The organism is Solibacillus sp. FSL H8-0523 (assembly GCF_038051985.1).
Taxonomy (GTDB): domain Bacteria; phylum Bacillota; class Bacilli; order Bacillales_A; family Planococcaceae; genus Solibacillus.
The window spans coordinates 274,744-287,318 of record NZ_CP150291.1 but is presented as its reverse complement, the minus strand read 5'-3'; the positions used below and the strand labels follow the sequence as shown (position 1 = coordinate 287,318).

Genomic DNA, 12,575 nt, shown 5'->3' with positions numbered 1-12,575 from the left:
GAGACGCTTGACGCGCGATTATGCATTATCGATTTGCGCGCGTTGCAATTTCCCACTGTAATCTACGTAAATACTTTTCCATTCTGTATACACATCAAGCGCCGCCTGACCTGAATCACGGTGACCATTGCCCGTACCTTTCGTGCCACCAAACGGCAAGTGAATTTCAGCACCCGTTGTCCCCGCGTTCACATAGACAATCCCTGTATCAAGTAATTGCTGTGCTTTGAAAATCGTATTCACATCTTGCGAGAAAATCGAGCTTGATAAGCCAAATTTCACGCCGTTATTAACGTCAATCGCCTGTTCTAAGCTATCCACTTCAATAATGCTAATGACCGGGCCGAAAATTTCTTCTTGCGCCAAAATACTATCAGCTTCAACATTCGTAAAAATCGTTGGTGCGAAATAATAGCCATTCGCAAGTGCACCTTCCGCTAAAATATCACCGCCTGTAAGTAGCGTAGCCCCTTGCTGCTTGCCGATTTGCACATAATGGTTGATCTTTTCAAGTGCAGCCTTATTAATGACTGGCCCTACCTTTGTTGCTGGGTCTAAGCCGTCACCAATCGTTAAACTTTTCGCCGCTTCTACTAAACGCGATTCAAGTTCCGCTTTCACATCTTTATGCACAATAACGCGGCTACATGCCGTACAGCGCTGACCCGCTGTTCCAAATGCACTCCATAAAATCCCCTCAAGCGCTAAATCTAAATCGGCATCATCCATGACAATGACTGCATTTTTCCCACCCATTTCAAGTGATATCTTCTTTAAATGCTTGCCACCGAGTTCCGCAACTTTACTGCCCGTTTCTGTAGAGCCAGTAAACGAAATGACGCGAATATCTGGATGCTCAATCATCGCCGTTCCAACAGTTGGTCCTGTGCCAAAAACCACATTTAATACGCCCGCTGGTAAGCCGACTTCCTCGCAAATTTTTGCCAGCTCATATGCCATAAACGGCGTTTCATTTGACGGCTTCCACACAACGGTATTTCCCGCTACAAGTGCTGGAAACGCTTTCCACGTAGCAATAGCGATTGGGAAGTTCCACGGTGTGATCAGTCCTGCTACCCCAATCGGCGCACGTACACTCATCGCAAATTTGTTTGGTAATTCAGAAGGGACCGTTTCTCCAAATAAGCGTCTACCTTCTGCTGCCATGTAGAGCGCCATATCAATACCTTCTTGTACCTCACCGCGTGCTTCTTCAATAACTTTGCCCATTTCCTTTGTTAGCGTCTGTGCCAAATGTTCTTTTTTCTCTTTCAATTTAAAGGCAATCTCATATAAATATTCCGCACGCTTTGGCGCCGGAATGAGCGACCACTGTTTTTGTGCTTGTTTGGCATGTTGCACCGCCAAATCCACCTGCTCCTTCGTCGAAAGCGGAACCATTCCTAACTGCTCCCCATTTGCCGGATTCATCACAGGCATCATTTGCAAATTTTTACTTTCTATCCATTGCCCACCAATAAAATTCACCAGTTCCATCTCCACACCCCACAATACCTATTTTACTCTTATTATTCGACATTCTCTCTTTAATACCTCTTTTTCTTTAAAAGAATGACCTTCCATATTAAATGCACACTTTTAATTGACTAGTCCTCATAAAAATTTATTTAGCAGAATATAATTTTTTGAAACTTCTTATGCAGTAAAACGTAACTTATAGAAATAGTTTATTAAAAGGGGATAGAAATCATGAAAAACCACGAAATCGATTACGTACTACACGGAGACGATATGCAATTTGTTGAAATCGAATTAGATCCACAAGAAACGGTCGTTGCAGAAGCAGGAAGCTTAATGATGATGGAAGACCGCATTCGCATGGAAACGATTTTCGGAGATGGTTCTAAAAACCAAGGCTCTGGTCTAATGGGTAAATTACTTGGCGCAGGAAAACGTTTAGTCACAGGCGAAAGTCTCTTCATGACAACGTTCACAAACGAAGGGACAGGCAAGCGCAGAGTGTATTTTGCCGCACCGTACCCAGGGAAGATTATCCCAATGGATTTAAGCCGATTTAACGGCAAAATCATCTGTCAAAAGGATGCCTTTTTAGCGGCGGCAAAGGGTGTGTCTGTAGGCGTGGAATTCCAGCGTAAATTAGGGGCTGGCTTCTTCGGTGGTGAAGGGTTTATCATGCAAAAGCTTGAAGGTGATGGCATGGCCTTCGTTCACGCGGGCGGTACGATTTATAAAAGGAACCTACAGCCTGGAGAAACTTTACGAATCGATACAGGCTGCTTAGTCGCGATGACGCAAGACGTAAACTACGATATTGAAATGGTAAGCGGTGTAAAAACAGCCCTATTTGGCGGTGAGGGCTTATTCTTCGCAACGCTTTCAGGTCCTGGTACGGTTTGGGTGCAATCACTACCATTTAGCCGTTTAGCAAGCCGCGTCTTCGCAGCTGCCCCGGTTTCTAAAGGTGGCGGCGGTCAAAACGCAGGTGAAGGCGGTATCGGCGGACTGTTTGATATGTTTAATAAATAATAATTAGCAACTAAAAAAGCACAAAGCTTTTCGTATTGAAAAGGGCTTTGTGCTTTTTTTATTATTATAGTGTCTGAATGGTTTCTTCTAATTTCGTGGCGGCATGCTCTAGTGATTTAGTTGATTCGCCAATCGTTTCTACAACACCATTTAGTTCTCGCACCTGTTTTCCCACATGACTAAAATCCTCAATCGTTGAATCGACGGCTGATGAAATTTTTTCAAAAGCTACGAGCGATTGTTCATTTTGTGAAATTCCATTTTGTACAAGCAGCTGAATGTGATGAATCGCTTCGATTACTTCGTTTGTGACATTGCCTGAATCCGAAATTAAACCAGCAATTTGTTCGACCGATGTTTTCGTTTGATCTGCTAGTTTCCGCACCTCATCGGCAACAACCGCAAAGCCCTTACCATGCTCACCCGCGCGCGCTGCCTCAATCGCTGAGTTTAATGCCAGCAGATTCGTTTGCCCTGCAATGCCCTTTACGATTTCGATGACCGCATAAATTTCGTTGGATGACGTATTTAATGCCTCTACCTTATGGGACATTTCTATCGTTTTATCATTGATTTCATTCGACTGTTTCGTAATGTGTAGCATTTGCTCATAACCTTCTTGAGATGCCCGTTTCGTACCTGTCGCAGCCTCGATACTATTATGTACATAATGATCCACCTTTTTTGTATGGTCAATCATCGTGAAAACCGTATTATTGGTCTCGCGCGATTGATGCTCCAAATCACGTGAAATGTCGCCAACAATCGACTTAACTTCTTCCTTCACTTCTTGTTGTTGCTGCTGTTGAATGGCTGCTGAAACAAGCTCATATTCCTCTAATACGAGCTGTTGTTCAAAATTACAGATGCGTCCAATGGCATCAATCATTTTTTGCTTTTGTTCAGAATGGTAATTAAGAGAATAAACAACGTTACGCAAACTCGCCTCTAGCTTTTGAAAGGCCGCTAAATACCACTTTGTTGAAAGTCCAATACGCACATGCATTAACGATACTTTCCGTCTATTTTCTAAATATTTTTCGTCGATCCGCCCTTCTAGCATCTCGATAATATGATGACGCAATGTTTGACGTAAACGTTCGGACGAGCTGTTCTTGCTGATTGTGTCACGAAATTGTGGAACCGTCTCGATGGTTGAATAAAAAGCCTGGACCACCTCCAAAATACGTACTTCTACATGTGGCTTTAATGTACGTATTAATTGTAGGTCTTCCAGGTTTAAACCAATAATTTGCATCTGTACTAAACGACCTGGATCTTTAATAAAAATCCCAACATGCTGCAAATCTACTTCTTCACCCTTTGTTGCAGAAGCTTTCTTTTTAGAAAAAAACACTTTTTCACCCCTCTTGATCAATTTGAATTTTCCGTCATTTTAACTCTTAATATAGGTTATATATCCATTTTTTACAATATAACTTCATGCATAGACAAACAAAAAACGCCAAATCATTTCACAAATTTGACGTTTTTTATAAATTATACTCATAAAACAAAATAAGCATTAAAAGCCTGATTCTGTTCACAATTTATTTGTTGAACTGAATATCAATGACCCAGAGCTCCGATTGACTACCAATACGCGTCGGTGGGCCCCAAAAGCCAAAGCCACTTGAAACAAGCGCATGCATTTGTTCCTTCTGGCGATGCCCATAATCCAGCTCAAAAATCTTCTTGGTAATATACTGATTTGGCCACATTTGCCCTTTATGCGTATGGCCCGACACATGGAAATCGACCCCAAGGTTTGCGGGCTCGTCCAAATCATCTGGTGTATGATTCATGACAAACCACGGTAACTCTTTGTTTTCCGGCTGCAACGCACTGAGCGCTAAACGCTTTTTATTCGTCAAATCCTCGCGCCCTGTTAAATAAAACCTATCCCCAATCAGAAGCGTTTCATCCATTAAAATTTCAACATTTGACTCCTTCATCGCCTGTTTAAATTCAGGAATTTCATTGCCGTAATATTCATGATTGCCTAAAATTCCGTAAACCCCGTAAGTAGATTGTAGGCTTTCCATAACCTCGCCCATCCCTTTATCAATAAAGCGTTGCGGACTATCATCGACAATATCCCCCGCCAGTAATACTAAATCGGGCTCATGTTCATTTGATAAGGCAACAAATTTCTCCAAATGCCCCTTACCAGACAACAATCCTAAGTGAAAATCTGAACCGAGCACAACACGCATGTCCTCGCCCGGCTTATCAATCGTAATCGTTGCCTGACGCACAACTGGTGTATACGCAAAGTACGTCCCTACAGCTAATAACACAAGTAAAATTCCAACCGCGCCTGTACCAACAAACTTTGTCGAAAGCGGTGTAAAAAACACAATAATATTCGCGATCATACATAGCATAAGCCCGTATTGTAAAAAGAACATCCAGTAACTGCCCAGCACAGTGAGCGGTGTTAACAGTACATGCAGCTTTCCTATGAAATAACCAAACGAAGTTAAAAATAACACACTCCAAAATAAAATCGGCCAACGAAATACTTGCAATGAATTAAGCCATGCGCGTAAATTCCAGCCAAGATAAAACGTAATCCCACCATAAATGGCAATGGCAAAGATACCTAATAAAATTCGCATAACTTGTGCTCCTATTTTGTCATTTTTTAGTTAGTTGCTATTGTACTATAGATGATTCACAAGAAGCACGGAAAAAGCTACAGCAAGATTTCTCGCTGTAGCTCTTCGTTAATTCTCTGCTCTTACAAGCACTGTTACTTTAAACAAATCGCCGTCAATCGAAACATCTAATTGCCCGCCGTGTAAATCCACGATTGACTGGGCAATCGCAAGGCCAAGCCCTGAGCCTTCCGTATGACGTGATGTGTCAGCACGCTTGAAGCGCTCTATTAATTCGGTTGCATCTTCGTTTAATTCATATTTGGCAACGTTTTTCACAGTTAACTCCGCATTGCCGTTGTTTACTTTTAAGTTCACATAAACACGCGTACCTTCTAATGAATATTTACGTGCATTGACGATCAAGTTATCAATGACACGCCACCATTTTTGGCCATCCACATAGGCATAAATCGGTTGCTCGCTAATCGCCACACGCAGATCTAAGTTCGACTTCGCAAAATCCTCTTCATGCTCCCCCGCCGCCTGCTGCAACAGTTGTGCAAGGTCAATACGCTGTTTACTAATTTCGATATTCCCACTCGCCATTTTTGATACTTCAAACAAATCTTCAATAAGCGTTTTCAAACGATTCGATTTCGCATCCAGTATTTCGATATATTTAGTACGTTCTTCTACTGTAAGGTCAGGGTTTTTCAATAAGTCTGTATACGTAATAATTGATGTTAACGGTGTACGTAAATCATGGCTGACATTTGTGATGAGCTCCGTTTTTAAACGCTCACTTTTCGCCTGCTCGTTTAAGCTTGTACGCACGCCTTCACGCAAGCCGTTTAAATTCTCGGCATGTCTTGCTAATGGTGATTTCCCCTTCACTTTAATATTTTCCGTTAAACGCCCGTGTGCCATATCCTCTGTATGCTTCATGATTCGGTTTAGGTAGCCCATACGACGCATGAATAGAAACAGCGCCGGTATAAAGAAGACAAAGAATAAAAACACATAGAACATAAATGCCCCGAACGATCCAGTCACTAGAGGAATAGCAAAGCCAAAGCCTCCAAGGAAAATAATGATCAGTAAAATTAATGACTGCATGCCTACTGAACGGTTTTCGAACATCGAAACACCGGTCTTCATAAACTTCGCTAAAAATGTCTCTGCCCATAGTTGTTCGAAGCTGTCATAGCACTTCACACGTTCCCATGTCCAAGCAATGAAATACACCATCGCCACAAACAATCCGTATGTCACGAGCACTAAGAGAATATTTTCAATTAAGTCGATGTAATAAGAATCCGCCAAGTAATAGGCGATAGACCTTGCAAGATACGTCATCGAAGAAATGAATAACGAGGTGATGTACGCGACAAAAGCTGTAAGGGCAATTTGTACATCTACCGGTAAACGATCTAATCTGTTACGTAGTCCATTTTCAATCAGAAAGCTTTTACGTCCAACTTTCACAACCTTTATTGCCAAAATCAGGCAAACAATCCCTAGTAGCACAATGCAATAATACACAAACTTCGCAATGGTAAAGGCTTTTAGGTCATTGCCTAGCCCTGACTTCGCGAGCATCGATTTTGGAATCGTAATCTTTCCTGATACCTCTGACAGGTCTTTTTCAATTGTATAGGTTTTATCTAAATAGCCGACCTGCTCATACTCATTTAAGTTAATATAGCGTGTGACATTGGGTAATTCATTGGGCGTAAGTTCTTTTTCATAAACAGCGGCTTTATCAATCTCACCTTTTGTAAAATGCTCTTCTTTTTTTGCATTATAAAAATCATACGCGTAATACGTGTTATTCGATTTAAATTGACGTAGCCCACGCTGTTGATCTTCTAAAATCTCTGCAACGGCCCGCTGCTTAATTACTACTATTTTTTGTTTTACGTAGTCGTCATCATCAAAGTTTTTTTGGATGTCCGCAATTTTAGCATCACGCTCTTGCTTGAGCGCCTTTAAAACATCCTCATCCTCTGCTCCATCTATATCGCTGGCATATTGATCTTTTATATTTTGAATTTGCTCTGCTAACGAACCGTAGTACAACCGGTAACGGGTAATTTCATCTGGTGTTACCGCTAGCACTTTCTCAAAATCCTCTTCCGTTAAAGGCGCTAATACGTTACGGGCCAACTGATCCATATATTCGGTAGCTTCTGCATCAAACGAATTCGATTCATAGTACGATTTGCCAAAATAACGTGTGCCCTCTGTAAAGATCACCGCCAACGCAAACGCGACAATAAACATCAGCACAAGCTGGAGGTGAATTTTTCTGTTTTTCACTGTTTTTCCTCCTCAAGTTAGTTAAAAAAATAAACTAGCTGCTTTACAACCGGGATAAAGCGCCCTGTAAAATAGTCATAAAAATAAGTAGCTAATAAATAAAAGCCAATTACCGCTGCGATGCCACCAATCCATGACAAAAACTTATTTTTCAATTTTATAGCCAAGTCCCCACACAACTTTTAAGTACTGTGGATTTTTCGGATCGACTTCAATTTTTTCGCGGATTTTCCGAATATGCACGGCGACAATATTTTCAGCATTGTAAGCTTGCTCATTCCACACAAGCTCGTAAATTTCGTTAATCGAAAAAACGCGTCCTGCATTTTTAAGAAGTAACTCGGTAATTTTATACTCAGTTGGCGTAAGCTTCACGGGCTCACCGTTCACGCGTACTTCACGCGCCGCCGCATCGAGCTCTAACCCTGCGACAATCCCTTGTGTTTCAAGCGTCCCTAAATCGACATAACGACGTAACTGTGACTTAACACGCGCCATCAGCTCTAATGGATGGAATGGTTTTGTAATATAATCATCTGCTCCAACCGATAGCCCATGAATTTTGTCCGTTTGCTCGGCCTTTGCACTTAGCATAATGATCGGAATATTGCGCTCCGCACGAATTTTAAATGTCGCGGTAATACCGTCCATTTTCGGCATCATAATATCTAAAATAATTAAATGAACGTCGTTTTTTTCTAACAACTCAATTGCCTCAAGCCCATCTCCGGCCTTTAAAACATGGTAGCCCTCGTTTTTCAAATAAATTTCAATGCCGTCACGGATGTCTTTATCATCGTCCGTCACAAGCACCGTCAACTGACTCATCAAACTCACCTCACACCTTTTTCTTATACTTTTATATTAACTGACAATCCTTAACATCTTACTATGAGAAATCTGAAGAAATTCTTAAGATTTAATTGAGTCTGCGTTGCTTGGCTGTGGGGGTAGGTGTGTAACATTTAATTGGTTTGTCGAACTTCGTCCGCTGTACTGCGCTACGGGGGACGCTTTCCTGGGGGAGTGGCTACAAAGCTTTTACCAAAAAGCTTTGCGACGAAAGCGCTAGCGACAGGAGCAACCCTTTCCGCGCACGCTTAATCCCCTGGGAGTCGCCCCCTTCGCTCCGCACAGCTCTTTTGTGGCAAAAATTGATTTCTCGAGCGCCCACAGCTCCATGTAACTTTAACTTCGTAAAATAATAGCCTTTTACAATTGTAACCCATTGAAACATACTTACCTTTATTCACATCCGCCGCCTCGCGATAGCGCAAGCGGCAGTATTTTATGGCCTTAACTTTATAACAAGAGCAAAATTATTGATTGGTGGGCATCCCATACCGCAATAATATCAGTGATAAAGACACGTATCACGTGGCTTTGTTGCTGATATGCGGTAGCCCACCAATTAAAAAGGAAAACTTTATTTAATAGCTCTTGTCTTTCGCAAATCAGATGCACTCTGCTCTCATTCGGATTATAATAAGAACTAACTACAATTAAAAGGAGGCCATCTCGATGTTTAAATCAATAGAAGAAACAGCCAGAGAAATCGGTATGCCTGAGCATCAAATTATGAAATATATTTATGAAGGGCGTATTAAAGCAGTTCCTGATGGTGACAGCTTTTTAATTAACAGCGCGCAGTTTGATACGTATCATGAGCAGCTTGAACGCATTAAAGAAGAAATTGAGATTTGGCGCAATACGCCGATTCCGGAAGACATGGACGTGAAGGACGAAGATTAATTGCAAAAGTGCTAAAGCGTCCGTCCAGCCCCGACAAGCGGTTTACGGGGCTGGCGCTCTAGCCTAGACGTAGAGAACACTTTATTCAAAGTTTTCCACAATGCGATAATATGTAATTTCCTTAACAAAAAAGCGAACTCATTAACCGAGTTCGCTTTTTCTAATTATATTGTTACTGTAAAACCCGCACGTTTGCCGATAATTTCAGCATAGTCTTCTACCATTACACTAGCCGTTGGGTACATGCCCGCGCCTGGTCCCGTGATTGAGAGTGTGCCGATATAATTCGTTTCCATCGCAACGGCGTTAAATACGTCGTCTACTGGATATAATGGGTGATCTTTATCCACTAATAGGGGTGCGACTTTCGCAAGGATTGTGCCATCCTCTAACTTTTCCACTTCTGCTACGTGACGATAGCGTAAGCCTTTTTCCGTCGCGTCCTGTACTTGTTCTGCTGAAATCGTATCAATGCCAATGACTTCAACGTCTGCCCAGTTTGGCTGCACACCGAATGCTAAGCTTGATAAAATCATTAGTTTTTTAAATGCATCTTGACCTGACACGTCGTTGAATGGATCAGCCTCTGCATAGCCTAGGCGCTGCGCTTCTTTTAGCGCATCATCAAAGCTCCAGGCCTCTGCACGCATTTTCGTTAAAATGTAGTTGGTCGTCCCATTTAAAATCCCTTGCACACGGCTTACATCGTTTACGAGTAAAATATTTTTCATCGTTTTAATGATTGGCACACCGCCAGCTACTGATGCTTCGTAGCCTACGAACACACCGTTTGCCTTTGCAAGTGCCTCTAATTCTTCACCGCGCTTGGCAAGCATCACCTTGTTTGCTGTGATGACGTGGCATTTCGCTTCGACCGCACGTTTTAAATAGCTAAACGCTGGCTCTTCATTAACGATTGCCTCAAATACGACTTGTAGGCCCTTCTCTGCTAAGACCTCGTCCATTGACTCGGTCATTAAATGCTTCGTGCCGGGTACACGCTCACGACTCGCATCCGTCACTAAAATCTTCGCGACCTCTAGCTCGACTCCTAGTTTTTCGCGAAGCTCCTGCCTCTTCTCATTTAAAATATGGTAAATCCCTTGACCTACTGTGCCAAATCCTAAGATGGCTGCCTTGATTGTTGCCATTGCCTTTCATCCTCCACATTCAAAAAACACGCTATATTGACGAATAATTCAAATAATTTATCTTACAGAAATTCTATCCTATATAGTACACGAAAACAAGAAAAATCTCTCCTAGAAAGACATTTGTTTCCTGTAAAAAGTCATTCATCATTCAAATGTTATTGTAAACTAGCATTCAAGCGTTTTCATGAAGGAAAATTGAACAAATAAAAAAGCGCTAGTAAGGGGGATTCACTAGTGCTTAATGGATATATTTTAAACTGCTACATTCACTGCATTATAAACACGTAAACGATAAGCAGCTAAAATTTTACGCATAACGATTGCTTCTACTGCTGAAAAATTAGGCACCGCGTATGGGCGTTGCACCAGTTGGAACTCACCGTATTTTAAAAACCACTCTTTTGCCGGCTCCACAATATGGGCTGTACCAAGTTCCTTATAGTCATCGGCCACTTCTTTTACGATGTAGCCTGCTGTTTTAAGATCGTGAGTTGTTTCTGAGAAAGCATGATGGCCAAACACGTTTTGCCACATCGCATTCACATCCGCCAAAATTTGTTGGATTGAACAAGCGTTCACGAATTCCTTTACTTCATTTAATTCATAGATTACGTAAGCAGCGACGTTTTGTGCACTATATACTTTTCCCATGTCGAACAACTCCTTTTCTTTTAATTTGAATCTTCATTTTGAAATCATGTGCAACATCATTTCAACTGATATTCCTTTAAATCGTTCGGTTAATATATTCCTATTGTATTACTTGGTATTAACGTTGTCAATAAAACTTATAAAAATAGTAGGGATTAAATTTTTGAAAACTCACTTTCTTTTCGAATGAGAAAAGAAAGCGCGTTTCTTCTATCTATTAGTTAGGTATTAATCGTTTGCTTCAGCACCTACAGCAACCGAAACTTTTGCTAACGCCTGCTCTAAATCGGCGATAATATCTTCTACTGCTTCAAGACCGATCGATAAGCGAATGAGCTCCTCTGATACGCCTGCAATTTTTAATTCTTCAGCTGATAATTGTTGGTGCGTTGTTGAAGCGGGATGAATAATTAATGATTTTGCGTCCCCTACGTTTGCTACATGTGAGAATAACGCTACGTTATCAATCACTTCTCGCCCTGCTTCACGACCACCTTTAATACCGAATGTAATAATCGAACCGAAGCCATTTTTCAAGTACTTCTTCGCTAAATCATGTGTCGCAAAATTCTCGAAGCCGTTGTAGTTTACGTATTCCACGAATGGGTGGTTTCTTAAATACTCGGCTACTTTTTGCGCATTTTCGTTATGACGGACAATACGCAAATGAAGCGTTTCGAGTCCTTGTAAGAAGTTGAATGCCGCGTCTGCTGATAAAGTTGGACCGAAATCACGCAGTAATTGAACACGAAGCTTTGTGGCAAATGAAGCCCCTGCTGCGTCAATTCCATAGCGAATGCCGTGGTATGAACTATCCGGCTCTGTAAAAACAGCATGACGTCCTTGTGTCCAGTCAAATTTCCCTGCATCCACGACAACACCGCCGATTGTCGTCCCGTGACCGCCAATCCATTTCGTTGCGGAGTGAATGACAACGTCTGCGCCAAATTCAATCGGGTTACTACCATACGGCGAAGCAAATGTGCTATCGATCAGTAATGGTAGACCGTTTTCATGTGCGATATTGGCAACTGCTTCAATATCTAACACCTTTAAGCTTGGGTTACCGATAATTTCTGCATATACGGCCTTTGTTTTATCCGTAATGGCGGCACGGAAGTTTTCTGGGTCCGATTCGTCAACGAATTTTACGGTAATCCCGTAGCGCGGTAAAGTTGTCGCAAATAAATTGTACGTTCCCCCGTAAAGTGAGCCTGCTGCAACAATTTCGTCACCAGCGCCCGCTAAGTTTAAAATTGAAAACGCCACTGCTGCTGCACCAGATGAAAGTGCTACTGCCGCTGTTCCGCCTTCAAGTAATGCCACGCGCTCTTCAAACGCCCCTACTGTCGGGTTCATAATACGTGAATAAATATTGCCCGCTTCCTCTAATGCAAAAAGACGTTGCGCATGAGCCGTGTCCTTAAATGCATAAGCCGTTGTGCGGTAAATTGGTACAGCAATTGCGCCCGTTACCGGATCTGGCTTTTGGCCTCCATGTAGTAATAATGTTTCTGGTCGTAAGTTTGTCATTATTGTACCTCCTAAAAAATTTTCGATGGTAAATCGGTGTATTTTGAGGAGGGGT

General features: G+C 41.9%; 10 protein-coding genes. 2 read left to right on the top strand and 8 right to left on the bottom strand.

The window, feature by feature from the left end; genetic code table 11:
- Nucleotides 1–18: 18 nt before the first annotated feature.
- A complete protein-coding gene (locus NSQ62_RS01410) occupies nt 19–1,497 on the bottom strand; it encodes an aldehyde dehydrogenase family protein (protein WP_341322156.1) in 1,479 nt (492 codons plus the stop codon).
- Between the two features lie 213 nt (nt 1,498–1,710).
- On the opposite strand from NSQ62_RS01410, the gene NSQ62_RS01405 reads away from it, so the two are divergent.
- Nucleotides 1,711–2,508: a TIGR00266 family protein gene (locus tag NSQ62_RS01405; RefSeq protein ID WP_341322155.1), complete on the top strand. Its 798-nt coding sequence runs from the start codon at nt 1,711–1,713 to the stop codon at nt 2,506–2,508.
- Between the two features lie 64 nt (nt 2,509–2,572).
- Here the strand turns inward: NSQ62_RS01405 and NSQ62_RS01400 are convergent, their stop codons facing one another.
- The 4 genes from NSQ62_RS01400 to NSQ62_RS01385 form a co-directional block, all read right to left on the bottom strand.
- Entirely contained in the window at nt 2,573–3,865 is a 1,293-nt protein-coding gene (locus NSQ62_RS01400; RefSeq protein WP_341322154.1) for a globin-coupled sensor protein, read from the bottom strand.
- Nucleotides 3,866–4,058: 193 nt separating this feature from the next.
- Nucleotides 4,059–5,129: a metallophosphoesterase gene (locus NSQ62_RS01395; protein WP_341322153.1), complete on the bottom strand. Its 1,071-nt coding sequence runs from the start codon at nt 5,127–5,129 to the stop codon at nt 4,059–4,061.
- 108 nt (nt 5,130–5,237) lie between these two features.
- The gene (locus NSQ62_RS01390) at nt 5,238–7,430 is read right to left on the bottom strand and encodes a HAMP domain-containing sensor histidine kinase (RefSeq protein ID WP_341322152.1); all 2,193 of its coding nucleotides are present in this window, start codon (nt 7,428–7,430) and stop codon (nt 5,238–5,240) included.
- Between the two features lie 144 nt (nt 7,431–7,574).
- Nucleotides 7,575–8,258 carry a response regulator transcription factor gene (locus NSQ62_RS01385; RefSeq protein WP_341322151.1) on the bottom strand — a complete coding sequence of 228 codons (684 nt, stop codon included), beginning with the start codon at nt 8,256–8,258 and terminating at the stop codon, nt 7,575–7,577.
- A gap of 693 nt (nt 8,259–8,951) precedes the next feature.
- Between NSQ62_RS01385 and NSQ62_RS01380 the strand changes: the two genes are divergently transcribed.
- A complete protein-coding gene (locus NSQ62_RS01380) occupies nt 8,952–9,182 on the top strand; it encodes a DNA-binding protein (RefSeq protein WP_341322150.1) in 231 nt (76 codons plus the stop codon).
- Nucleotides 9,183–9,346: 164 nt separating this feature from the next.
- Here the strand turns inward: NSQ62_RS01380 and NSQ62_RS01375 are convergent, their stop codons facing one another.
- The 3 genes from NSQ62_RS01375 to NSQ62_RS01365 all read right to left on the bottom strand — a co-directional run bounded on the left by NSQ62_RS01375 (nt 9,347) and on the right by NSQ62_RS01365 (nt 12,520).
- Nucleotides 9,347–10,333 carry a homoserine dehydrogenase gene (locus NSQ62_RS01375; RefSeq protein ID WP_341322149.1) on the bottom strand — a complete coding sequence of 329 codons (987 nt, stop codon included), beginning with the start codon at nt 10,331–10,333 and terminating at the stop codon, nt 9,347–9,349.
- Nucleotides 10,334–10,588: 255 nt separating this feature from the next.
- A complete protein-coding gene (locus NSQ62_RS01370; RefSeq protein WP_341322148.1) occupies nt 10,589–10,987 on the bottom strand; it encodes a hypothetical protein in 399 nt (132 codons plus the stop codon).
- A 228-nt stretch (nt 10,988–11,215) separates the two neighbouring features.
- Nucleotides 11,216–12,520, bottom strand: a complete 1,305-nt coding sequence (locus NSQ62_RS01365; protein ID WP_341322147.1) for an O-acetylhomoserine aminocarboxypropyltransferase/cysteine synthase family protein — start codon at nt 12,518–12,520, stop codon at nt 11,216–11,218.
- Between the last annotated feature and the right edge of the window lie 55 nt (nt 12,521–12,575).